Raw genomic sequence first — 22,146 nt, forward strand, 5'->3', positions numbered from 1 at the left:
GAACACCCCATGGGCAACATCAGAGTGGGCCGTGCCCAGGCTAGGCCCGACACGCCGGGGCACGTCGCCGGCATGCACCAGGGCAACAAGGGACGGTACGACGAGCAGAAGGGACACCACGAGGACGGCACCGCCGACGCGCGCCGCTCCACGGGGATCCACTGGAAGCGGCATGACGCCCTCGTGGAGACCATGCCGAACATCCCGCCGGGATGAGAGCCGTGATGAGAGAGCAGGGAGTCACCGCAATGAAGGTCAGACGAGCATGCAGACCCGTCGCCCGCAGGCGGGGCGGGATGAGCGGACAACGGGTGCTGAAGGCCGAGGCCGCCCTGGTCGGCGGTGTGGCCCTGGCCCTGCTGTGCCGGGAGTTGCCCAGCCTGAGGCGCGAGATGCGGATCTGGCGGATGTCCGGCGGTTTCCGCGCCGGCCACCGCTACCCCTGAGCCGGCCGTGCACGAGCTGTCGATCGCGACCGCGATCATCGAGCGGGCCGGCGAGCTGGCCCAGGCGGACGGGACGGACGCCGTCTCGGCGGTGACCGTCCGGGTCGGCGAGCTGGCGGGCGTCGTCCCCGACGCCCTCGACTTCGCCTTCGAGGTGGCCCGTGACGGCACGGCCCTGGCCGGGGCCCGGCTCGTGGTCGAGCAGGTCCCCGCGCAGGCCTGGTGCGGCCCGTGCGCCGAGGAGTTCCCGGTGGGCATGCCCCCGTTCTTCTGGTGCCCGCACTGCGACCAGCCCTCCAACGACCTGCGCAGCGGCCGCGAACTGGAGATCACCGGGATCGAGCCGTCACCGGCCCCGGCCTAGGCAAAGGGCCCCGCCGATCCGCCGGCGGGGCCCTTTCGCGCGCTTCAGCAGATTCGCGGCAACTGCTCCCCGAGCGGCAGATCCACCACCCGCGTCCCGCCCAGGCCGGTGGCGGCCACCACCATCCCGGGGTGTTCGGCGACGCACTCGCCGATCAGCGTGGCCCCGGCGCCGTGCGGGTGGGCACGCATCGCGGCGAGCACCTGCTCCGCCTCCGCCGGCGGCACGAAGGCGACCAGCCTGCCCTCGTTCGCGACGTAGAGGGGATCGAGTCCCAGGAACCCGCACGCGTTCGCCACCGCGTCCGGCACCGGAATGGCGCGGTCCTGAAGCCGGACGCCGGTCCCCGAGGCGCGGGCGATCTCGTTGAGCGACGCCGCCAGGCCGCCCCGGGTGGGGTCGCGCAGCACATGGATGTCGGAGGTGACGGCCAGCATCGCCGCCACCAGATCCGCCAGCGGCGCGGTGTCGCTGGCGATCTCCACCCCGAACTCCAGCCCCTCCCGGACACTCATGATCGCCACCCCGTGCAGGCCGATCGGCCCGCTGACGATCACGGCGTCCCCGGGCCGCGCCCGCTGGGGGCGGATGTCCACCCCGTGCGGGACGAGCCCGACACCGGCGGTGGTGACGTACACCCCGTCGCCGTGCCCGGACTCCACGACCTTGGTGTCGCCCGTGGCGATGGTGACCGAGGCGGTCTCGGCCGCCGCACCCATCGCGCGGGCGATCCGCTCCACGACGGTCAGCTCGACGCCTTCCTCCAGCACGAACGCGGCGGAGAGATACGCGGGCCGCGCACCGCTCATCGCCAGGTCGTTCACGGTGCCGTTGACCGCGAGGTCGCCCAGGCTGCCGCCGGGGAAGAACAGCGGCCGGACGACGTAGGAGTCGGTGGAGAAGGCCAGCCGCGCGCCGCCCAGTTCGAGGACGGCGGAGTCGGCGAGACCGGCGAGGGTGGCGTTGCCGTAGGCGGGCGTGAAGACCTGCTCCATCAGCTCCGCCGACAGGGCTCCGCCTCCGCCGTGGCCCATCACCACGACACCCTGGTCGCGCAGCGGGGCGGGGCAGGTCCAGGCGGCCGGATCGACCACCTCGGAGAGTCGCTCAGGCAACGGGAGCCACCCCTTCCTGCGTGGACCGGCCGGCGTGCGGCGTCGGGGCGTTCATCCGGCGGTACAGGTAGTAGGCCGCGCAGGCGCCCTCGCTGGAGACCATGGTGGCGCCGAGCGGGGTGCGCGGGGTGCAGGTGGTGCCGAACGCGGCGCACTCGGTCGGCTTGATCAGCCCCTGGAGCACCTCACCGCTGCGGCATTCCGCGGGCTCCTCGGTACGGATCCCGGTGACGTCGAAGCGGTGCTCGGCGTCGTACGCGCGGAAGGTGTCGCGCAACCGCCAGCCACTGGCAGGGATCCGGCCGATACCGCGCCAGGACCGGTCGGTGACCTCGAACACCTCCTCGATCATGCGCACGGCGGCCGGATTGCCCTCCTCGCGCACGGCACGCGGATACGCGTTCTCCACCCGGTGCTCGCCACGCTCCAGCTGGCGGACCGCCCGGCGGATGCCCTCCAGGATGTCCAGCGGCTCGAACCCGGTCACCACCATCGGCACACCGAACCGCTCGGCGAGCTCCGGGTACTCCGCCGTGCCCATCACGCTGCACACGTGCCCGGCGGCCAGGAAGCCCTGTACCCGGCAGGCCGGAGCCGTCATGATCGCCTCGACGGCCGGGGGCACCCGCACGTGCGACACCAGCAGGCTGAAGTTGCCCAGACCCAGCCTGCGCGCCTGGTGCACGGCCATCGCGTTGGCCGGGGCCGTGGTCTCGAAGCCGATCGCGAAGAACACCACCTCCCGGTCGGGGTGGCGGCGGGCCAGCTCCAGGGCGTCGAGCGGCGAGTAGACCACGCGGACGTCGCCGCCCTCGCCCTTGACCCGGAAGAGGTCGCGGCCGGTACCCGGCACCCGGAGCATGTCGCCGAAGGAGCAGAAGATCACTTCGGGCCGGGAGGCGATCTCCAGCGCCTTGTCGATGACCTCCAGCGGCGTGACACAGACGGGGCAGCCCGGGCCGTGGATCAACTCGACCTGCTCGGGGAGCAGTTGGTCGATGCCGTGCCGGATGATCGAGTGGGTCTGCCCGCCGCACACCTCCATCAGGGCCCACGGCCGGGTCGCGGTGGCCCGGATCTCGTCCAGCAGCCGCCGGGCCAGCTCCGGGTCGTTGAACTCGTCGATGTACTTCACGCCGTTCCCGCCTCCTTCGCCGCCTGCTCCCAGGCGTCACCGAACTCTTCCTCCAGCAGCCCCAGTTCCTCGAACAGCTTCAGCGAGGCCAGGGCCGACTCCTCGTCCAGGCGCTGGAGCGCGAAGCCGACGTGCACGATGACGTACTCGCCCACCCGCACCTCGGGCACGTACTCCAGACACGCCCGTTTCTGCACTCCGCCGAAGTCGATCAGCCCGGTGAGCGGATCCGCGCTGTCGTCGATGGCCACGACCTTGCCGGGCACTGCCAAACACATGGGTCACTCCTCCTGTCGTAGGTGCGCCGCGACCACCAGCTGGCCGAGGGCCAATCCACCGTCGTTCGGGGGGACTTCGCCGTGGCGGAGCACCACGAATCCGTCGCCGTCCAGCAGTCGTGCGCACTCCTCCTCCAGCAGCGCGTTGGCGAAGACCCCGCCGCTGAGGGCGACGGTGGCCAGGCCGGTGTCCCGGCGCGCCCGCCGGCAGATCTCCGCGACGGCGCGCGCCACCGCGCGGTGGAAGCGGGCGGCGAGCACGGGGGCCGGGGTGCCGCGCCGCAGATCGGCGACCAGGGCGCTGAGCACGGGCGCCGGGTCGAGATCGCCGGCGAAGGCGTACGCCGAGGTGCCGGCGTCCCAGGCCGAAGCGGCCGCCGCCTCCAGTTCCAGGGCGGCCTGGGCCTCGTACCCCGCCCGATGGCACACGCCGACGAGCGACGACACGGCGTCGAAGAGCCGGCCCATGCTGGAGGTCGTCACACAGGCCACACCGCGCGCCAACTGCTGCCGCAGGACGGCCAGTTCGTCGCCCCCACAGGCGGTCACGCAGGGCAGGCCCGCATCCCACGGCAGTCCCGCCGCCCACAGCCGGGCCAGCGCCAGGCGGCAGGGGTTGGCCACGCCCGCGTCGCCGCCGGGCAGCGGGGCGGGGGCGAGGCGGGCGTAGCGCCGGAAGCCGCTGTAGCCGGTGAGCAGGATCTCGCCACCCCAGACGGTGCCGTCGTCGCCGTAGCCCGTGCCGTCGAAGGCGACGCCGATCACGCGTGCGGTGCCGTCGAGACCGTGCTCGGCCATCGCGGAGGCGATGTGCGCGTGATGGTGCTGGACCAGCACCGGGGCGTGCCCGGCCAGCCGGGCCGCCCACCTCGCCGAGTGGTATCCGGGGTGCCGGTCCGCGGCGACGACATCGGGGGCGACGCCGGTCAGGCACCGCAGGTGCCCCTCGGCGCGCCGGGCCGCCTCCAGAGTGGTCAGATCGCCCATGTCCCCGATGTGCGGGCCGAACCAGGCGTGGTCGCCCTCGCCCAGGCACAGGGCGTTCTTCAGATCGCCGCCCACGGCGAGCGCGGGCCGCACCGGGACCGGCAGCCGCAGCGGGCGGGGCACGTACCCCCGGGAGCGGCGCAGCACCTGCTCGGTGCCGTCGGGGCGCACCCGCAGCAGGGAGTCGTCACAGGGCGAGGCGATGGGCCGGTCGTGGGCGAGCCACGCGTCGGCCAGCCCGGCGAGCCGGGTCAGAGCCTCGTCGTCGTCCGTGACGATCGGTTCCCCCGAGCGGTTGCCGCTCGTCATGACCAGCACGCGCGGTCCTGGCGGATCGCCGGGCAGACCGAACAGCAGGGTGTGCATGGGCGTGTAGGGCAGCATGACGCCCAGGTGGGGGCTGCCGGGGCAGACGCCGGGCGCGAGGCCCGACTGTTCCGTCCGCCGGCGCAGCAGGACGATGGGGCGCCGGGGGCCGGTGAGGGCGGCCCGTTCGGGTGGGGAGAGCACGGCGATCCGCCGTACGGTGTCCAGGCCCGCGCACATCACCGCGAACGGCTTGCCGCCGCGCGCCTTGCGGCTGCGCAGCGTCTCCACGGCCCGTGCGTCGGTCGCGTCGCACGCCAGGTGGTAGCCGCCGAGGCCCTTGACGGCGACGATCCGCCCGGCGGCCAGCAGCGCCCGGGCCGCCCGCAACGCGTCGGCGTCGCACGCCGGGCGGACCTCGCTGCCGGCGGCGGGCACCAGGCGCAGCCGGGGACCGCAGCCGGGGCAGGCCACGGGCTGGGCGTGGAAGCGGCGGTCGAGGGGATCGCCGTACTCCCGGGCGCAGTCCGCGCACATCGGGAAGCCGGCCATGGTGGTGACCGCCCGGTCGTACGGCATGCCCGTCGCGATGGTGAAGCGTGGCCCGCAGTGGGTGCAGGTGACGAACGGGTGCCGGTACCGGCGGTCGGCCGGATCGGCCAGTTCCCGCAGACAGTCGGCGCAGGTCGCGGTGTCGGGCGGGAGATGGGTGCGGCCGGGGGAGTGGTCGGTGGCATGGATGGCGAAAGTGTCCTCGGCGCCGGTGACCGGCAGGTCCTCGACCCCGACACCGGTGACGGCGGCCAACGGCGGCGGCCGGTTGGCCAGCCGGTCGCAGAAGTCGGCGACCCGTTCCTGCGGGCCCTCCACCTCGATGAGGACTCCGTTCGCCGTGTTGCTCACGAACCCCGCGAGCGAGAGATCGGTGGCCAGGCGGTGCACGAAGGGGCGGAACCCCACGCCCTGCACGGTGCCGCGCACGGTGACGCGGCGGCGCACCGCCCGGGTGGCGGGCGCTGTCACGAGACGAGACCGGCTTCGGCGTCCTCAGGGGTGTGGGTGTGCGGGCGGGGCGCCAGCGGCGGCCGGTGCGCCGGGGCCCCGTCCCGTACGGCGAGGACCCGCTCCACAAGAGCGTCGACGCCGGCGCCGGTGCGGGCGCAGGACCGCAGCACCTCCACCCCGGGGTTGACCCGCTGGACATGGGCGGCGAAGGCGGTCTCGTCGAACCCGGCGGGTTCGGCCAGGTCGGTCTTGGTCAGCACCACCAGATGGGCGGAGCCGAAGGCGGTGGGGTATTTCAGCGGCTTGTCCTCGCCCTCCGTGACCGCCATGAGCACGATCCGCAGACGCTCGCCGAGGTCGTAGGACGCCGGGCAGACGAGGTTGCCGACGTTCTCCACGAACAGCAGCGAGGTGTCCTCCGGCAGCCAGCCCTCCACATGGCCGCGCAGCTGCCGCGCCTCCAGGTGGCACAGCCCGTCCGTCAGCAGCTGCTTCACGGGGGCTCCCGAACGGGCCAGCCGGTGGGCGTCGTTCTCGGTCGCCAGGTCGGCGGTGAGCGCGGCCACCGGAAGGCCCTGTTCCACCGCCCGGGCGAGCACCCGCCCGAGCAGCTCCGTCTTGCCGCTGCCCGGGCTGGACAGCAGATTGACCACGCTCACTCCGCGGCGGGCCAGTGTCTCGCGCAGGCCCGCGGCCAGACCGTCGTTCTTCGCCAGGACGGCTTGGGTGACCTCGTCCACGGAATCGCACATGGGCGCCGCTCCTCGCGGTCGGTGGGGAAATCGGTCCGCCACCGATCCTCGGGGCCGTCGCTCACGGTGCCCGGCAGCCCTGCGGGGACAGGGCGGGGGATTCGTCCGGGCGGCTCAACGGGGGCGTGGCCGCCGGGTCGGCCAGCAGCACCGGGACCATGGCGTGCAGGGCCGCGACGGCCCGCCCGACCGCTTCGCGTACCGTCGCGCTGATCCCCGGGGCGATGTCCTCGTCGGCGGGTGCCCGCAGTTCCGGCTCGCAGGCCAGGACGAGGACGCGCGGGAGCGGCTCGTCACCCAGGTGGGCGGCCAGGGCGAGGACCTTCGCCGGGTCCATGCCGTGCGCCTCGGGCGGGGCACCGGCCGTGGCGCGGCCGGGCAGGTCCGGCTCGATCAGCGACAGGGTGCCCGGCTCGTGCCCCCGTACGGCGGCGTCGACCAGGACGGCCGTGTCGTAGCCGTCGAGCAGCGCGTAGGCGAGGTCCATGCCGCGGATGCCGAAGTCCCGGACCCGCACCTCGGGCGGCAGCGGACGGCGGCCCAGGGCGCGGATCACCTCGGGGCCGAAGGCGTCGTCCGCGAGGAAGATGTTGCCGACGCCCGCCACGAGCAGCCGCGTCCTCATTCCGCGCCCGCGGGGGCCAGCGGCCGGGCGGAGCCGGTCGGGTTCTTGCGGACGAAGGCGGACCGCAGCTCGTGGTACGGGGCCTCGGGATCGAAGAAGACGGCGCGCATGCGGGCGAGTTCGCTGCGCCGGTATTCGGCGAGGGGGCGCTGGAGCTCGTCCGCGTGCCGTGAGGTGGCCTTGGCGGTGATCCGGCGTGCGAGATCCGGGTCGGCGGCCACCTCGGCGGCCAGGCGCTCGACCTCCGCGGCGAACTCCCGGGGAGGAACCGGCACCAGACGGTCCACCAGCCCGAACCGCTCGGCCGTCGCGGCGCTCACCGGCACCGCCTCGCTCGTCAGCCGCTCGGCCGTCTCGGCTCCCACGCGCCGCGGCAGCGAGTACGTCCAGTACTCCGATCCGTACAGGCCCATGTTCCGGTAGTGCGGGTTGAGGACGCTGCCCGTGCGGCACCAGACCTCGTCGGCGGCCAGGGCCAGCATGACGCCGCCGGCCGCCGCGTTGCCGCCGAGCGCCGCCACCACCAGCCGGTCGGTGGTGCGCAGCACGGCCTCGACCACGTCGTTCATGGCGATGAGGTTGGACCAGGACTCGCCCGCCGGGTCGCTCGACGCCTCGATGACGTTCAGATGGATGCCGTTGGAGAAGAAGTCGCGGGCGCCGCCGAGCACCAGGACCGAGGTGGAGCGGGTGAGTGCGTACCGGTAGGCGGCGAGCAGCCTGCGGCAGTGCGTGGTGCTCATCGCCCCGCCCGGGAACGAGAAGGACAGAAAGCCGATGCCGTCCCGCTGCCGGTAGCGGATGTCGGACCAGGTGGTGCGCTTCGGCGGCAGTTCGAGCGGGGCGGCGATCTCCGGCAGCCAGTACGGGCGGTCGTTCGAACCCGGCATGCCCGGGCCGCTGCCGGGCGGCGCCGGGAAGGAGGCGAGGACCGAGGCCGCCGGGCGGCGGAAGGGGGCGGGGTCGCCGGAGCTCTTGCGGGGGCGCAGTTCCGGGATCCACACCGCGCCGTCCCGGGTGGCCCGGCACAGGGCGCCGGACCGGGTCGCGAGCAGTTCGCCCGGCCGGCCGCGCAGCCGGTCCTCCAGATGCCCGCCGTGCAGGAACACCTCCCGGCCGCAGAGTTCGTCCAGGACGCCCGGCTGCGAGTCGGCCCCGCGGAGCTTGCGCACCACGGTGTCCGTGCTGTCGTTCTCCCAGTCGATCCGCCGCTGCTCCTGGCGGAAGAAGTCCCGCCACACCACACGGATCCCGGGGTCGCTCTGCGGCCGCGGCTTGAACGATCCGTCGGCGTACCGCCGCACGGCCAGCAGTACGGCGGCCACGGCGGCGTCGGACAACTCGTTGCGGTACACGTCGCTCTTGCCGGCCGGCGGCACTTCGAAGGCCCCGTCCGCCCAGATGTCTCCCGCGTCCATGGCCGCCTCGGCCTGGAGCACCGTCACCCCCCACTCGGGCGCCTCCTCGGCGAGCGCCCAGTCCAGCGACGACGGGCCACGGTCGCCGGGCGGCCCCGGGTGCACGATCAGACAGGTGTGCTCCTGCCACACGTCCTCCGGCAGGGCGGACTTGAGCATCGGGGCGACGATCAGTTCCGGGCGCACCTCGCGGACGGCGGCCCGGACCGCGTCGGGCCCGTGCGAGGCGAGGACGACGTCCACGCGGTGCCCGTGGTCCGACAGTTCCGCGTACACACGCTGGGACAGGCTGTTGAACGCGCTGGCGACGAGCAAGATGTCCATGACATCGCATGGTCGCCGGTCCGGGCAGGCCCGCGAAGGACCACGGCGGCGTTTCGCCTGTCTTCGCGGGCCTCTTGCTCCATCCGGATCGCCCGCTGTCCGTTCTCGACGTCCGGCCAGGCTCTTCTCCGGTGGGCTAGGCTGCGGCCATGTATACCGGGACGGCTTCGCGCCACACACTGATCGGTGACCCGGTGCTCTCCTGAGCGCCGTACGGGCCGGTGCGGGCCCGGGTTCTGATCGAGAGTCCCGCGCCGCCGCGCGGGCTCCGCCTCCGTCGTGTTGATCACAGGCTCGGCACATCAACCACGACAGGAGAACAGAACATGCCCATCACGGCGCTGCGGATTCCCACCACGGACGGCCAGGCCGACGCCTTCGCCGCCTTCCCCGACGACGGCGAGCGGCACCCGGGGGTGCTGATGTACGCGGACGGCTTCGGCATCCGGCCCGTGCTGCGGGAGATGGCCCGCGACCTGGCCGGACACGGGTACTACGTGCTGGTCCCCAACCTCTTCTACCGGCACGGCCCGGCACCGGTGACCGGCCTGCCCGAGCACATCGGGGAAGAGGCGCGGCCCGCGCTCATGGCCCAGGTGATGCCCTTGATCGAGGCGCACACCGCCGAACGTGCTCTGAGCGACGCCGACGCCTACCTCAGGTTCCTCACCGCCCGGCCGGAGGTCGCCGCCGGACCGGTCGCGGTGACCGGTTACTGCATAGGTGGTCTCCTCGCGACGCGCACCGCCGCGGCCCACCCCGGCCAGGTGGCCGCCCTCGCCGCATTCCATGCCCCCGTGGGCGCGGACGGGCCCGGCGCCCTCGCCGGGATCACCGCCCAGGTCCACTTCGGCCACGCCGCGAGCGACCTCACGCCCGAGGCCCTCGGCGAGCTCGACCGGGCCCTGGACGCCGCCGGTGTCCGCCACACCTCCGAGATCTACCCCGGCACCGTCCACGGCTTCACCATGTCCGACACCGACGCCTTCGACCCCGCCGGACTGCAGCGTCACTGGGACCGCCTGCTCCCCCTCCTCGACCGCGCCCTGCCAGGCAGTTGAGCTCCGGCTCGGGGACCACCGCGTCCCGGTGGCCGGACTCCCCCCGTGATCAGCTGCCGGACAGCCGTTCAGGGGTGCCGGCGGCCCGGAAGGTGCGCCGGTACGCCGCCGGAGTCGTGGCCAGCGCCCGGTGAAAGTGCTGGCGCAAGCTGTCCGCGCTGCCCAGCCCGCTCCGCTCCGCCACCGTGTCCACTCCCAGATCCGTCGTCTCCAGCAACTCCCGGGCCCGCGCCAGCCGCTGCTGGTTGAGCCACTTGAGCGGGGTGATGCCCACCTCCGCGGCGAAGCGGCGGCCGAACGTCCGGGTGCTCATCCCCGCCCGCGACGCCAGCTCGGCGATCGTCAGCGGCCGGTGGAGCCGGGTCAGCGCCCAGTCCAGCACCGGCCCGAGGCCCTCCGCCTGCGGGGGGACAGGGGCCGGCGGCAGTGCGTACTGGGTCTGGTCGCCCTCCCGGTGCGGGGCCACGACCATCCGGCGGCCGACCTCGGCCGCCGCTGCCGTGCCGTAGTCGCCGCGCACGATGTGCAGACACAGATCGATGGCCGCGGCCGTGCCCGCACTCGTGAGGATCGAGCCGTCGTCGACGTACAGGGAGCGGTCGTCGACGCGTACGTACGGATGACGGCGGCGCAGTTCCTCCGCGTACATCCAGTGGGTCGCCGCCGGTCGCCCGTCCAGCAGCCCGGCCGCGGCCAGCACGAACGCCCCCGAACACAGGGAGGCGATCCGCGTCCCGCGGGCATGCGCCTCGCGCAGCGCGTCGAGCAGGGCGGCCGGCGGTTCGTAGCCCTCCATCATGCAGGCCGGGACCACGATCAGATCCGCCTCGCGCAGCGACTCGAGGCCGTGCTCGGCCTCCAGGCGCAGACCGCCGGGGGCGCGCTGGGCGCCTCCCGGGGCGGTGGCGCACAGCGTCAGCTCGTACCCCTCGCCCGCGAACACCGCGCACGGCACGGCGAGTTCGAACAGCGAGGTCTCCTCCAGCAGGGTCACCACCACACGAAGTACCATGGCGTAAATCTAAGGCAAGCTGACGTTTTCGCCAATGGTGTGGCGGAGACGCCGGTCGGAGGGTGGGTGCATGGCATCGAACTCACCACTGACCGCGCCCGCTCACAGGCTGGCCCTCGCCGGGATCTCGGCGATCGGCGTGACCTTCGGTTTCGCGCGGTACGGATACGGGCTCTTCCTCCCCGAGCTGCGCGAGGAGTTCGGGCTCTCCGTCTCGCTCGTCGGGCTGCTCGGCAGCGCCACCTACGTCGGCTATCTGGCCGCGCTGCTGATGGTCGGTGCCCTCATCGCGCGCTTCGGGCCGCGCCCGCTCGTCCTCGTCGGCGGACTCTGTGCCGCCGTAGGGATGGGACTTGTGGCGCTCGCTCAGGGGCCGGGTCTGCTCATCACCGGGCTGACTCTCGCCGGTACGAGCTCAGGCTGGGCCTGGGCCCCCTACTCCGACGCGGTCGACCGGATGGTGCCGGCCGGGCGGCGCGAGCAGGTCTTGGGCACCATCGCCAGCGGCACCGCCTTCGCCGTCGTGGTCGCGGGCCCGCTGGCGCTGCTCGCCCGGGGCGGGGGATGGCGATACCCCTGGCTGGCCTTCGCACTGGCGGCGCTGGCATCGACCGCGTACAACGCCCGTGTGCTGCCCGGGGCTCCTGGCCGGCCGAAACAGAGCAGCGGCCGGCCGGCGTACCGCCGCGGCGCACTGCCGCTCCTGCTCAGCGCCGTCGTCTACGGCCTCGTCGGCGCCGTCTACTGGTCCTTCGCCGTGGAAGCGATCACCGACGCCGCCGGCACCGGTTCCGCGACCGCGCCCCTCTTCTGGTCCCTGATGGGCGCGGCGGGCACGGCGGGCGCGCTGACCGGCCACTGCGTCGCGCGCTACGGGCTGCGCCGCGTCCACGCCGGCCTCTTCTCCGGCATCGCCGTCGCGGTCGCCCTGCTCGGCCTCGCCCCCGGCTCGCTCCCCGCCGTCGCCCTCTCCGCCCTGCTCTACGGCCCGTGCTTCATGGCTGGATCCGGGGCGCTCGCGGTGTGGAGCTACCGCGTCTTTCCCGAGCGGCCCTCCGCCGGCTTCAGCGTCACCGTCTCCTTCCTGGCGGTGGGCACGATCGCGGGGCCCGCGCTGCTGGGGGGGTACGCCGAACTCCATGGCCTGCGGGCCGCGTTCCTCCTCACGGCGGGCGTCGCGGCCCTTGCCTTGTTGTGTGCTCCGAGCCGCGGCGCGGACGAGCGGCGGTCCCCGAGCGCCCGGGCTACTCGCCCGATGGCGCCGTCAGCGGGACACCCAGGCCGACCGGCGTGCCGAAGTTCGGCGTTCCGTCGGCGTTCCAGGTGAACTTCTGTGCCCTGGTCGAGCGGTTCATGTCGCAGCCACCGCTCGCCGAACGGTTCGCGTGGTACACCATCCAGTCCTCCGTGCCGTCGGGCGACTTGAAGAAGCCGTTGTGGCCGGGGCCGTACACACCGTTGGCATCGGACCGCTGGAAGACCGGGTTCGGCGACTTGCTCCAGGAGGAGGAGCTGAGCGGGTCGCCGCCGTTGTACGTGAGCATGCCCAGCTTGTAGTCGGGCGTGGAGCAGTGGCTGGCGGAGTAGACGATGAACGTCTTCCCGTTGCGCTGGAGCACCTCGGCGCCCTCGTTGACCGCGCCGCCGACCGTCTCCCAGCTGTAGGTGGGGGTGGACAGGATCCGGCGGGTGCCGCTCGCGGTCCACGGGTTCGACAGCGGCCGGATGAACATCGGCTGCGAGCCGTTGTAGAACGTGCCGAGCAGGTAGAGCCTGCCGTTCAGCTGGAGGATGCCGGGGTCCAGCTCCCAGGTGTCGTCCTGGGCGGGGTCGAGCAGGTCGGCCTTGAAGGTGTACGGCCCCATCGGGTCCAGGCCGGCGCTCTCCAGGACGTGGATCCGCTGCGTGCCCAGGTCGAACGGCTCGCGCCCGGCGGTGTAGTAGAAGTACCACCGCTTGCCGTTCGGACCGTCCAGCAGATGGAACTCGGGCGCCCACATCGTGCCCGCCCCATTGGGCCGGGTCAGGCGGAAGACCACCTGCTCGGTGGCCGTGGCCAGCCCCGCGAGGGTGCGGGACTTGCGCATGGTGACGGTCGAGTTCCAGGTCGTGGTGGCGAGGTAGTAGTAGCCGTCGTGGTAGGTCATCCAGGGGTCGGGGCCGCGCTGGGCGATCGGGTTGGTGAAGGTGTTCGGGTTCGTGCCGCCGCCGGTGAAGCCGGGCAGCCGCCACACCCTGCCGTTCGCCGTGGAGCACGGCAGTTGCACCAGGCCGGTGCCCGACGCGGGCGAACCTCCGCTGGGCGTGACGCACTTGCCCGAGTGCGCGGAGACCAGGTTGAAGGTTTTGTCCCCGCCGCCGGCCGGCACGAGCCGCCACCGCTGGTTGGTGCCGCCGTGGCAGGGCCACTGGATGATCGTCGCGTTGTCCGCCGTGGAGGCGCCGTGGACGTCGACGCATCGACCGGACCGGGTCGTGATCGTGTACGTGTCGCTCGTCCCCGGGACGGGGCCGAAGCCGAGGCTCTGGTTCGCACCGGAGTCGCACGCGAAGGCACGCAGCTGCGTCCCGTCGGCCGTCGAACCGCCGGGCAGGTCGAGGCAGTTGCCGCCGTTCTGGTTCACCCCCGTCGAGGTGAACGCGACGGCGGCGGCAGCGGGCGGCGGCGCGGCCAGGAAGGCGATGGCCAGGGTGAGTGAGGCGAGGAGCGCGGACAGGTATCGGGAACGGGTCACGGGCCGTACACCTTTGCTTCGAGGAGGCCGACGGAGTGGGAGCCGTTGCTGGTGAGCTGCATGCGCAGGCGCGTGGTGTCCGTCGCGGTGAACGTGACGGTGTTGTACCGGTTCTTGGCGACCGGGTAGCCGCTCGCCCCGGGCACGTCGACGTAGGCGCTGCCGTTCCAGTACTGGAGCTGCCACGAGGCGGGCAGGTCGATGCCCTGGTCGTCGTCGAAGAAGTACACCTCGGCCTTGTTCAGCGTCTTCGCCGACGGCCAGCTCAGCTCCGCCCACTGCTGCCCGCTCTGCGGCCAGGTGCCCCAGCGCGGGTTCACGGTGTCGTCGGACGCGGGCGGGTCGACCCCGTCGTTGACGGCGGTGACGCTCTCCCAGGGGGAGGTGTAGGAGGCGGACGCCGTCGCCGACGGTGCCAGGTTGGCGGACGGCCGGGTGCCGCCCCGGTGGTGGACCTTGATCTCGGTCAGGCCCGTCTTCGCCCCGGAGACGTGGGTGAACAGGACCCGGACGCGCTGGGCGCTGATCGCCGGGAACCGCACCAGGTTGTAGTTGGCCCTGGGCACGTCCGGACTCTTCGTCTGCTCGGGCACGTTCACCCAGGAACTGCCGTTGTGGTACTGGACCGTGTACGCGGACGGAGCCCGGTAGGTCGTGCTCGCCGGGCGGCTGTCCTTGAAGTACAGGCGTATCTCGTTCAGCGTCCGGGCAGTGCCGAAGTTCAGTTCGTACCAGTCCTGGCTGCTCGTGGAGCCGCCCGCGCCCCAGAACGGCTCGTTGACGGGATAGCCGTCGACGGCGCCGGAGACCGTGCTGCCCGGTCCGGTGTGGGAGGCGGACGCGGTCGCCCCGGAGGCGAGGTTCGCCAGGTCGGCGGTCAGGTCGACACCGGCCTTTGCGAGCATGTCGACCATCCGGGGGCTGTCCTGCACGACCTGCGTGGGCGCCTTCAGCCCGGGGACGGCCGTGTGGTGGGTGACCGTGCCGCCGGTGGTGACCTCGCCGGTGGCCGGGTCCCAGGTGAAGGGCACCAGGGAGCTGACGGTGGCGACCCGGTCGCCGTTGACGTAGATCGAGTAGCCCTCCGGGATGCCGGGATAGCGCGTCACGCCGTCGGCCGGGTCGTCCCAGACGATGGACAGGTCGGCGCCCCGGTAGCGGAGGTTGTTGACGGTGAAGTGGGACCAGCCGATGTCGATGGGGGAGAGCTCGACCTTCGCGTCGTTGCGTGGCCGCAGTCCCGCCACGTCCTCGATCACGGTCCAGTTGCCGCTGCCCAGGATGTTGTGGTGGATCCAGGAGCGGTAGGTGATCGAGCTGCCGTTCCAGTCGGACCAGAACTCGTTCGCGTCCGGCCACTGGGTGTTGCCGCCGACGTACTGCGCCCAGGTGTTCCAGTAGAGGAGCTTCTTGTAGTCGGTGGCGTTCATCCAGGAGTTGGGGTAGTCGCGCAGCACCGAGGAGTAGAGCCGGAACTGGACGGTGGAGTTGATGGTGGAGAAGTTGTTGGAGCCCGGGTTCCCGGCGTCGGCCGCCGCCTTCTTGTCGGCCTGGTTGGCCGTGTAGAAGGGGAAGACCGGGTACTGGGCCGGGTCGTCGAAGAGCCGCAGGGCCTGCTTGTAGGTCGCGGTGTCGGGGACGGCTCCGACCGAGAACGGGTAGTAGTTGTTGATCTCCTTCCAGGGCACCCACTCGTTCGTCGACTTCAGCCGGTGCTCGAACAGCTGCCGGCTGGGGTTCCACAGCACATTGACGATGGCGTCCTTGATCTGGCCGGCCAGGGTGCGCATCTCGCTCGCCTTGGCCGTGTTGCCGGTCGCCTCGTACGCCTGCGCGGCGGCCAGCGCCCCGCTGTACTGGTAGGCGGACTCGGCGCGGTCCATGTTCCCGGGCTTCCAGTGGAAGGAGACCGCGTCGGCGTCGTTGCCCGTCAGGGCGCCCCAGTCGTACTCGATGAGCTTGTTGCCGTCGTGGTCGTAGTGGGCGAGCTGGCCCTTGACGTCGCCCTCGGCGTACCGGGCGAGGTTCGCGGCGATCGCCGGCTGGCCCCCGTGGATCTGGTAGCTCTTCCAGGCCGCCTCGGCGATGTACTGGGTGTAGCTGTTGGACCAGTTCTCCGGGTCGCCCGGGTTGTCCAGGAACCGGCCGCCCTTGGAGGTCTGGCCGACACTGAGCCAGTCGCCGTAGGCGTAGGACGGGTCGCGCAGGTACTTCAGGTCGTCGATGTGCATCGGCTGGGTGAGCGCGATGGCGTTGTTGTAGCCGAGGACGCCTTCGGTGGAGGTCGGGAACTGGAAGGTCTGCCCCGGGATGTCGGCGTCGAGGTGGTTGAAGCGCATCAGCCACCAGCGGTAGTAGATGTTCTTCTTGATCGCGGGCTCGGGCACATCGATGTAGGGCACGTTCTGCGCCCACCACCGGTTGTAGGCCCTGACGTGGGTCGCGAACGCGGCGGCGGCCGAATAGCCCGCGTAGGCCTGGTACTCCGAGCGGGACTCGGGGATCTCGTCGGTGACGAAGCCCATGACCACCTTGGCGGTGACGGTGGCCCCGGCCGCGACCGTCACCGACCGGTCCAGGCCGCCGCCGGAGGCCGTGAACCCGTCACCGGTGAGCCGCGGGCGGATGGTCGTGAGGTTGTTGTAGGCGTTCACCTGCCCGGTCAGCTCACTGCCGCTGCCCGTGGTGGCGTAGGGCGAGGTCGCCCGTAACCGGAGCGTGGTGGAGGCGGAGCCGTTGTTCCTGATCGACAGGTTGGTCACGGCCACGTTGTTCTCCGTGATGAACTTCGTCTGGTCGACCGTGACCGAGCCGCTGGTGTGCACGCTCTTCCAGTGGCTCGGCGTCTGCCGGCGCTGCGCGACCTGTTCGGTGAAGGTGCCCGGGGACACCGCGACGGTGTAGGCGCTGTCGCCTGTGATGCTCTCCCAGTAGGCGACCTTGCCGCCGAAGCCGAACCGGGCGGGGTCGTGCTCCTTCATGAAGAGGGCGCGTCCCCTGCTCATCAGCCAGGGGCCGGCCGGGTCGTTGCCCGAGCGGGCCAGCAGGCGGTCCATCCAGAAGTCGGTCCCCGAACTCTCCGCGTCGTAGATCGCCCGCATCATGTCGCCCGGCGTGTGGGCGACGGGCGGGGCGGGGATCGAGGGGCCGCTGAACGTGGGGAACCCGATGGTCTGCGCCGCCGCGGCCGGACCGGCCGGGACGAGGCAACAGACACCGAGCACGAGCGCGGCCAGCAGTACCAGCGGTCTTCTCATCGGATGCTCCCTGTCCGGACCGGGACGAGCACGGAAACGACCTAAAAGGTTTTCGCAACGTAGGAGCGGGCTGATGAAGTGTCAATAGCGTTGAGAGCGGCCTGAGTTGCCCGATCCGGCGATGAGCTGCCTCCGGAAGGGATGGGTGCGAAGCGGCACGAAAACCTTCGGAAAACCTTTCAGGCCGGCCTTGCTCCGCTTGCACGGCCCGTTTTCCTTGACGCGGCGCGTTTCACTGCGTACGTATGACTGCGCAGTCCGGCAGGACATCAGGACCCAGGGAGAGAAGCATGACGCGAGGGGAAGGACGGGCCGGCGGCCCCGCGCCGCGCAGCGTGGACGTGGCCCGCCTGGCCGGCGTCTCGCAGAAGACGGTGTCGAGGGTCCTCAACGGGGAGCGGTACGTCTCCGACGAGGTGCGCCGGCGGGTGCTGGAGGCGGCCGGGGAGCTCGGCTACCGGCTGAACAGCGCGGCCCGGGCGCTGGCCTCCGGGCGGACCCGCTCGATCGGCGTGGTCGCGCTCGGGACCGCCCTCTACGGGCCCGCGTCGCTCCTGATCGGCGTCGAGCGGGCGGCGCGCGACGCGGGATACGCGCTCCGGGTGGTCAACACCCTGGAGGGCGACCCCGGAGGTGTCGTCGGCGCCGTGGAGTCGCTGCTGGAGCAGGGCGTGGACGGCATCGTCGTCTCCGAGCCCATCGACGAGGGAGCGGTCTCCCTGAGTGTCGACGTGCCGGTCCTCGTCCTCGGAGCGCCGGCCGCGTTCGGCGGCACCCGGACCGTCGCCACGGGCGTCGGCGCCGAGCTCCTCGCGCGCACGGCCACCGAACACCTGCTGGACCTCGGCCACAGGACGGTCCACCACGTCGCGGGACCCGAACGGTGGTTCGCCGCCCGGGACCGCCTGGAGGGCTGGCGCAGCGCCCTCGCCGCGCGGGGCGCAGAGCGTCCGGCCGTGCTCGTCGGCGACTGGTCGGCCGCGTCGGGCCACGAGGCGGGCCGCGCGCTCGCCGCCGACGGCGACGTCACCGCCGTGTTCGCCGCCAACGACGACATGGCCATCGGCGTGATCCGCGCCCTGACGGAGGCCGGGCGGCGCGTGCCGGACGACGTCAGCGTGGTCGGCTTCGACGACATCCCGGTCGCCGCGTACGTGACCCCGCCGCTGACCACGGTGCGCCAGCCGTTCGACGCCGTGGCGCGTGAGGGGCTCCGGCTCCTGGTGCGGGCCATCGAGACGCCCGGCGCGCAGCCGGCACCGGCGAACGACCCCCCGGTCGAACTCGTGGTCCGGGCCTCGACCGCACCTCCGCCGTCCCGGTAGCCGAAGGGGCGGCAGGGGGCTCGTCCGTGCCCGGCACCCGCCGTACCCTGGTCCCATGGGTGCGCAAGACGGCCCTACGCTCATCAGCTCCGTCCAGCGGGCCATGCGGCTGCTGGAGGCGGTGAGCGCGCACCAGAACGGCGCGCCGGCCAAGCAACTGGCGCGTGAGACCGGGCTGCCTCTGGCCACCGCCTATCACCTGCTGCGGACGCTGGTGCACGACGGCTACGTGCGGAAGCTGGACGACGGCGGGTTCGTCCTCGGCGACAAGGTGCAAAACCTCCGGACCACGGGCCGTGCGCAGACACTGCTCAGCCGCGTCCGGCCCACGCTCGCCGCGCTGCGGGACGAGCTCGCGACCCCCGCCTACCTCACCTTCTACGAGGACGGCGAGATCCGGGTCACCGAGATCGTCGACGGCCCCGGGGCGCCCCGCGTCGATCTCTGGGTGGGCTTCGAGGACGCGGGACACGCCACCGCCCTCGGCAAGTCCGTGCTCAGGGAACTGGACGAGGAGGCCCGCAAGGACTACCTCTCCCGCCACCACCTCGCCGACCTCACCCCGCGGACGATCACCAGCCCGCCGGAACTGCTCCGGCGGCTGGAGACCTCGCCCCTGGCCCCGGCCGTCACGGACCTGGAGGAGTACGCCCTCGGCACGGTCTGCGTCGCCGTCCCGGTCTACAGCGGGGACACCCTCGGCTCGCTCGGCGTCTCCCTGCCGGCGCACCGGCTCTCCCGGCTGCCGGAGATCAGCGAGCGGCTGCTTCCGACCGCGAGCCGCGTGACGCGGAGCCTCTCGCTCACTATCTGAAAATCCGCTCCTTGCCGGTGCCCCGGCTCACCCCGTTTTCTGAATGAAACGGACATTTCAGCGGCGCTTCCCCAGGCCTGCTCGGCCTCGTAGGCCTCCTCCAGGGGGCGCCGCTCACAGGTGAGGACCACGGATACCGACATGAGTCACACCCGCGACCTTGGTGACGACCACTGGGCCGTACGGCCGGTCAGCAACCGAGTGGCCGGTGCCGGGGGCTCGGCGCGCAGACGTGTCGTCGCACAGCTGGCCGCCGGTACGCCCGTCCTGCCGGTCCTGCTCGTCACCGTCATCGTGCTCGTCGACCTCGTCGGCTGTGCCGGGATGATCTGGCTGCCCCTGCTCGCGGCCGGCCCTGCCCTCGCCGCCACGACCAACGGCCCGCGCGGAGTCCTCTGGATCGGCCTGCTCGCCTTCGCGTCCGGGGTGGCGCTCGGCATCCGGGACGGTATACCGGGCCGGGAGCTGGCCGCCGTGCTGTCGGCCCTGACGGCCGTCACCCTGGCCAGCGGCCTGGCCGGCGTGCTGCGGGTGCGCCGGGAGCGGGTGCTCGCGGCCGTCCGCTCGGTCGCGGAGACCGCCCAGCACGCGCTGCTCAAGCCCGTGCCGTCGACCGTCGGGCCGTTCCAGGCGGCCGTCCGCTACAGCGCCGCGGCGGCCGAGGCCCGGATCGGCGGGGATCTCTACGCCCTGATACCCACCCCGCACGGGGTACGGCTGATCGTCGGCGATGTGCGCGGCAAGGGGCTGCCCGCCGTGGGGACCGCCGCGCTGGTGCTCGGTGTCTTCCGCGAGGCCGCCCACGACGAGCCCGACCTCCTCGCCGTGGTCGACCGGATCGAGCGGAGTCTGGCGCGCAACCTCGGTCACGACGACTTCGTCACCGCCGTGGTCGCCGGATATCCGCGGGACGGGCACCTGGAGGTGGTGAACTGCGGGCATGCGCCGCCACTGCTGGTGCGCTCCTGCAAAAGCGTCACGCCGGTGGAGCCCGCTCATCCGTCTCCGCCCCTCGGACTGCGCGCCCTCGCCGGTCACGGGCCCGGCCTCCATGAGCTCCCCTTCGCCGACGGTGACCAGCTGCTCCTCTACACCGACGGCGTCACCGAGGCCCGGGACCAGGGGCGGGCCTTCTATCAGCTCGCCGAAGGACTTCAGCGGCACGTGTCCCACGAGCCGGCCCGCACCCTCGGCGCGCTCCACGACGAGCTGCTGGCCCATGTGGGCGGCCGGCTGCACGACGACGCGGCCCTGCTCCTGATCCGCAAACCGGCCGCGTCCGAAGCGGGCACGCCCGAGAAGGAGCCCGCTCCCGAGGCGCGGTGCCGCCTGTGAGGGCAGGGCTGTGGCTCCCCCCTCGCAGGGTTACGGCTTGCCCCGCAGGTCCTTGACCCGGCGGAGTTTGCCGAGGGAGCGCTCCAGGGTCTCCGGTTCGACGACCGCCACGTCGGCGGAGACGCCGACTCGGTCCTTGACGTCCTTCGCGATCGCGCGGGCGGCGGCGTCCCGCAGGCCGGCGGGCGTGCCCGGGCGGGTTTCGACGCGCACGGTCATGTGGTCCATCCGGCCGCGCCGGGACAGCTCGATCTGGAAGTGCGGGGCGACGCCGGGCGTGCGCAGCACGATCTCCTCGATCTGACTGGGGAAGACGTTCACCCCGCGCAGGATGATCATGTCGTCGCAGCGGCCGGTGATCTTCTCGATGCGGCGGAAGGCGGGCCGGGCCGTGCCGGGCAGCAGCCGGGTCAGGTCGCGGGTGCGGTAGCGGACGACCGGCAGGGCCTCCTTGGTCAGGGACGTGAAGACCAGTTCGCCCTCCTCGCCGTCGGGCAGCACCTCGCCCGTGAGGGGGTCGACGACCTCGGGGTAGAAGTGGTCCTCCCACACGTGCAGGCCGTCCTTGGTCTCCACGCACTCCTGGGCGACCCCCGGGCCGATGACCTCGGACAGGCCGTATATGTCGACGGCGTGGAGGTCCAGGCGCTCCTCGATCTCGCGGCGCATCTCCTCCGTCCACGGCTCGGCACCGAAGATCCCGGCCTTCAGCGAGGTGGAGCGGGGGTCGATGCCCTGACGCTCGAACTCGTCGAGGAGCGTGAGCATGTAGGAGGGGGTGACCATGATGATCTCGGGCCGGAAGTCCTGGATGATCTGCACCTGGCGTGCGGTCATGCCTCCGGAGGCGGGGATGACGGTGCACCCGGCCCGCTCGGCCCCGTAGTGCGCGCCGAGGCCCCCGGTGAACAGTCCGTAGCCGTAGGAGATGTGCACCTTGTGCCCGGGGCGCCCGCCGGCGGCGCGGATCGAGCGGGCGACCAGGTCCGCCCACATCGACAGGTCGTTCTCCGTGTAGCCGACGACTGTGGGGCGGCCGGTGGTGCCGCTGGAGGCGTGGACGCGGCGCACCTGCTCCATGGGGACGGCGAACATGCCGAACGGGTAGGTGTCGCGCAGATCCGCCTTGGTCGTGAAGGGGAAGCGGGACAGGTCCGCCAGGGTCCGGCAGTCGTCGGGTCCGACTCCGGCCTCGTCGAACTTCCTGCGGTACGTCTCCACGTGGTCGTAGGCGTGGCGCAGGCTCCGGCGCAGCCGGTCGAGCTGGAGCTCGCGCAGCTCCTCGCGCGTCAGGCGCTCGGCGTCGTCCAGCAGGTCGTGGGGGAGGGGCTCGCCCCGCCGCTGCCCGGCCGCCGGGGTCGTCGTCTCACTGGTCATCCCGATTCCTTCGACGTCGTGCTCCGGATACTGCGGCTGCGGCCCCGGAACTCCGCGATCACCTCGTCACCCCGCAGCACGGTCACGTCGTAGAGGCCGCTGCGGCCGTACCGGGTGCGTTCCTCGGCGCGCGCCACGAGGACATCGCCCGCGTACGCCGGCGCCACGAAGGTGATGTCGGCCCCGGCCGCGACGGTCGCCGGGCCATGGCTGTTGCAGGCACAGGCGAAGGCGGTGTCGGCGAGCAGGAAGACGTAGCCGCCGTGGGCGATGCCGTGGCCGTTCACCATCGCCGGGGTCACGGTCATCCGGAGGGCAGCGGTCCCCTCACCGTGCTCCAGCAGCTCGACGCCCAGGCCGCGGGAGGCCTGGTCCGCGGCGAACATCGCCTCCGCGGCCGGCGTCACGCCAGCGGCATGGGTCACTTCTCGCACCACCCTCGAGTCCGATCGCATCCTGCGGCCCGACCGACCAT

20 protein-coding genes are annotated in these 22,146 nt (G+C 72.4%); 8 read left to right on the forward strand and 12 right to left on the reverse strand.

Translation table 11 applies throughout. The annotated features are described in order from the left end of the window. The first annotated feature begins 9 nt into the window (after positions 1-9). The 3 genes from ACFZDA_RS39010 to hypA all read left to right on the forward strand — a co-directional run bounded on the left by ACFZDA_RS39010 (position 10) and on the right by hypA (position 810). Positions 10-216 (forward strand): hypothetical protein, encoded by a 207-nt coding sequence (locus ACFZDA_RS39010; RefSeq protein WP_391090834.1) that lies wholly within the window; start codon positions 10-12, stop codon positions 214-216. A gap of 80 nt (positions 217-296) precedes the next feature. Continuing rightward, the gene (locus ACFZDA_RS39015; protein WP_391090836.1) at positions 297-446 is read left to right on the forward strand and encodes a hypothetical protein; all 150 of its coding nucleotides are present in this window, start codon (positions 297-299) and stop codon (positions 444-446) included. Between the two features lie 7 nt (positions 447-453). After that, on the forward strand, positions 454-810 hold the full coding sequence (hypA, locus tag ACFZDA_RS39020) for a hydrogenase maturation nickel metallochaperone HypA (protein WP_391090839.1): 357 nt from the start codon (positions 454-456) through the stop codon (positions 808-810). A 44-nt stretch (positions 811-854) separates the two neighbouring features. On the opposite strand, the gene hypE is transcribed toward hypA, so the two are convergent. The 7 genes from hypE to ACFZDA_RS39055 form a co-directional block, all read right to left on the reverse strand. Next, on the reverse strand, positions 855-1,925 hold the full coding sequence (gene hypE, locus ACFZDA_RS39025; protein ID WP_391090841.1) for a hydrogenase expression/formation protein HypE: 1,071 nt from the start codon (positions 1,923-1,925) through the stop codon (positions 855-857). Beyond that, positions 1,918-3,060: a hydrogenase formation protein HypD gene (gene hypD, locus ACFZDA_RS39030; RefSeq protein ID WP_391090844.1), complete on the reverse strand. Its 1,143-nt coding sequence runs from the start codon at positions 3,058-3,060 to the stop codon at positions 1,918-1,920. Before hypD ends, hypE begins: the two co-directional genes overlap by 8 nt. Then, positions 3,057-3,338 carry a HypC/HybG/HupF family hydrogenase formation chaperone gene (locus ACFZDA_RS39035; protein WP_354743874.1) on the reverse strand — a complete coding sequence of 94 codons (282 nt, stop codon included), beginning with the start codon at positions 3,336-3,338 and terminating at the stop codon, positions 3,057-3,059. The genes hypD and ACFZDA_RS39035 overlap by 4 nt, the downstream gene beginning before the upstream one ends. A 3-nt stretch (positions 3,339-3,341) precedes the next feature. Continuing rightward, entirely contained in the window at positions 3,342-5,654 is a 2,313-nt protein-coding gene (gene hypF / locus ACFZDA_RS39040; protein ID WP_391090846.1) for a carbamoyltransferase HypF, read from the reverse strand. Next, entirely contained in the window at positions 5,651-6,388 is a 738-nt protein-coding gene (gene hypB, locus ACFZDA_RS39045) for a hydrogenase nickel incorporation protein HypB (protein ID WP_391090848.1), read from the reverse strand. The genes hypF and hypB overlap by 4 nt, the downstream gene beginning before the upstream one ends. 61 nt (positions 6,389-6,449) lie before the next feature. Then, complete coding sequence (locus tag ACFZDA_RS39050; RefSeq protein WP_391090851.1) at positions 6,450-7,013, reverse strand: hydrogenase maturation protease; 564 nt, start codon at positions 7,011-7,013, stop codon at positions 6,450-6,452. Next, the gene (locus tag ACFZDA_RS39055; RefSeq protein WP_391090853.1) at positions 7,010-8,755 is read right to left on the reverse strand and encodes an enoyl-CoA hydratase-related protein; all 1,746 of its coding nucleotides are present in this window, start codon (positions 8,753-8,755) and stop codon (positions 7,010-7,012) included. Before ACFZDA_RS39055 ends, ACFZDA_RS39050 begins: the two co-directional genes overlap by 4 nt. A gap of 326 nt (positions 8,756-9,081) precedes the next feature. Between ACFZDA_RS39055 and ACFZDA_RS39060 the strand changes: the two genes are divergently transcribed. Next, positions 9,082-9,816: a dienelactone hydrolase family protein gene (locus ACFZDA_RS39060; protein WP_391090855.1), complete on the forward strand. Its 735-nt coding sequence runs from the start codon at positions 9,082-9,084 to the stop codon at positions 9,814-9,816. A gap of 49 nt (positions 9,817-9,865) precedes the next feature. On the opposite strand, the gene ACFZDA_RS39065 is transcribed toward ACFZDA_RS39060, so the two are convergent. Further along, the gene (locus tag ACFZDA_RS39065; RefSeq protein ID WP_391090857.1) at positions 9,866-10,828 is read right to left on the reverse strand and encodes a helix-turn-helix domain-containing protein; all 963 of its coding nucleotides are present in this window, start codon (positions 10,826-10,828) and stop codon (positions 9,866-9,868) included. 70 nt (positions 10,829-10,898) lie between these two features. Between ACFZDA_RS39065 and ACFZDA_RS39070 the strand changes: the two genes are divergently transcribed. Continuing rightward, the gene (locus ACFZDA_RS39070) at positions 10,899-12,155 is read left to right on the forward strand and encodes an MFS transporter (protein WP_391090859.1); all 1,257 of its coding nucleotides are present in this window, start codon (positions 10,899-10,901) and stop codon (positions 12,153-12,155) included. Here ACFZDA_RS39070 and ACFZDA_RS39075 read toward each other — a convergent pair. Next, the gene (locus tag ACFZDA_RS39075) at positions 12,073-13,563 is read right to left on the reverse strand and encodes a family 43 glycosylhydrolase (RefSeq protein WP_391090861.1); all 1,491 of its coding nucleotides are present in this window, start codon (positions 13,561-13,563) and stop codon (positions 12,073-12,075) included. The two genes, ACFZDA_RS39070 and ACFZDA_RS39075, sit on opposite strands and share 83 nt — an antisense overlap. Beyond that, positions 13,560-16,820 (reverse strand): discoidin domain-containing protein, encoded by a 3,261-nt coding sequence (locus tag ACFZDA_RS39080; RefSeq protein WP_391090863.1) that lies wholly within the window; start codon positions 16,818-16,820, stop codon positions 13,560-13,562. Before ACFZDA_RS39080 ends, ACFZDA_RS39075 begins: the two co-directional genes overlap by 4 nt. 290 nt (positions 16,821-17,110) lie before the next feature. Between ACFZDA_RS39080 and ACFZDA_RS39085 the strand changes: the two genes are divergently transcribed. The 3 genes from ACFZDA_RS39085 to ACFZDA_RS39095 all read left to right on the forward strand — a co-directional run bounded on the left by ACFZDA_RS39085 (position 17,111) and on the right by ACFZDA_RS39095 (position 20,294). Further along, on the forward strand, positions 17,111-18,145 hold the full coding sequence (locus ACFZDA_RS39085) for a substrate-binding domain-containing protein (RefSeq protein WP_391090865.1): 1,035 nt from the start codon (positions 17,111-17,113) through the stop codon (positions 18,143-18,145). Positions 18,146-18,200: 55 nt separating this feature from the next. Beyond that, on the forward strand, positions 18,201-18,959 hold the full coding sequence (locus tag ACFZDA_RS39090; protein WP_391090867.1) for an IclR family transcriptional regulator C-terminal domain-containing protein: 759 nt from the start codon (positions 18,201-18,203) through the stop codon (positions 18,957-18,959). Between the two features lie 141 nt (positions 18,960-19,100). Then, a complete protein-coding gene (locus ACFZDA_RS39095; RefSeq protein ID WP_391090869.1) occupies positions 19,101-20,294 on the forward strand; it encodes a SpoIIE family protein phosphatase in 1,194 nt (397 codons plus the stop codon). Positions 20,295-20,324: 30 nt separating this feature from the next. Here the strand turns inward: ACFZDA_RS39095 and paaK are convergent, their stop codons facing one another. Next, positions 20,325-21,671: a phenylacetate--CoA ligase PaaK gene (gene paaK / locus ACFZDA_RS39100; RefSeq protein ID WP_391090870.1), complete on the reverse strand. Its 1,347-nt coding sequence runs from the start codon at positions 21,669-21,671 to the stop codon at positions 20,325-20,327. Then, a complete protein-coding gene (gene paaI, locus ACFZDA_RS39105; RefSeq protein WP_391090872.1) occupies positions 21,668-22,126 on the reverse strand; it encodes a hydroxyphenylacetyl-CoA thioesterase PaaI in 459 nt (152 codons plus the stop codon). The genes paaK and paaI overlap by 4 nt, the downstream gene beginning before the upstream one ends. Positions 22,127-22,146: the final 20 nt, after the last annotated feature.

It is taken from the genome of Streptomyces sp. NPDC007991 (assembly GCF_042958445.1).
Lineage (GTDB): Bacteria > Actinomycetota > Actinomycetes > Streptomycetales > Streptomycetaceae > Streptomyces.

Bases quoted from the DNA above. Each gene is read 5' to 3' on its own strand.
- hypB (WP_391090848.1), bottom strand. From the start codon at position 6,388: ATGTGCGATTCCGTGGACGAGGTCACCCAAGCCGTCCTGGCGAAGAAC.
- paaI (WP_391090872.1), bottom strand. From the start codon at position 22,126: ATGCGATCGGACTCGAGGGTGGTGCGAGAAGTGACCCATGCCGCTGGC.
- ACFZDA_RS39065 (WP_391090857.1), bottom strand. From the start codon at position 10,828: ATGGTACTTCGTGTGGTGGTGACCCTGCTGGAGGAGACCTCGCTGTTC.
- ACFZDA_RS39015 (WP_391090836.1), top strand. From the start codon at position 297: ATGAGCGGACAACGGGTGCTGAAGGCCGAGGCCGCCCTGGTCGGCGGT.
- ACFZDA_RS39085 (WP_391090865.1), top strand. From the start codon at position 17,111: ATGACGCGAGGGGAAGGACGGGCCGGCGGCCCCGCGCCGCGCAGCGTG.
- ACFZDA_RS39090 (WP_391090867.1), top strand. From the start codon at position 18,201: ATGGGTGCGCAAGACGGCCCTACGCTCATCAGCTCCGTCCAGCGGGCC.
- ACFZDA_RS39050 (WP_391090851.1), bottom strand. From the start codon at position 7,013: ATGAGGACGCGGCTGCTCGTGGCGGGCGTCGGCAACATCTTCCTCGCG.
- ACFZDA_RS39010 (WP_391090834.1), top strand. From the start codon at position 10: ATGGGCAACATCAGAGTGGGCCGTGCCCAGGCTAGGCCCGACACGCCG.
- ACFZDA_RS39055 (WP_391090853.1), bottom strand. From the start codon at position 8,755: ATGGACATCTTGCTCGTCGCCAGCGCGTTCAACAGCCTGTCCCAGCGT.
- ACFZDA_RS39060 (WP_391090855.1), top strand. From the start codon at position 9,082: ATGCCCATCACGGCGCTGCGGATTCCCACCACGGACGGCCAGGCCGAC.
- ACFZDA_RS39035 (WP_354743874.1), bottom strand. From the start codon at position 3,338: ATGTGTTTGGCAGTGCCCGGCAAGGTCGTGGCCATCGACGACAGCGCG.
- ACFZDA_RS39080 (WP_391090863.1), bottom strand. From the start codon at position 16,820: ATGAGAAGACCGCTGGTACTGCTGGCCGCGCTCGTGCTCGGTGTCTGT.
- ACFZDA_RS39095 (WP_391090869.1), top strand. From the start codon at position 19,101: ATGAGTCACACCCGCGACCTTGGTGACGACCACTGGGCCGTACGGCCG.
- ACFZDA_RS39070 (WP_391090859.1), top strand. From the start codon at position 10,899: ATGGCATCGAACTCACCACTGACCGCGCCCGCTCACAGGCTGGCCCTC.
- paaK (WP_391090870.1), bottom strand. From the start codon at position 21,671: ATGACCAGTGAGACGACGACCCCGGCGGCCGGGCAGCGGCGGGGCGAG.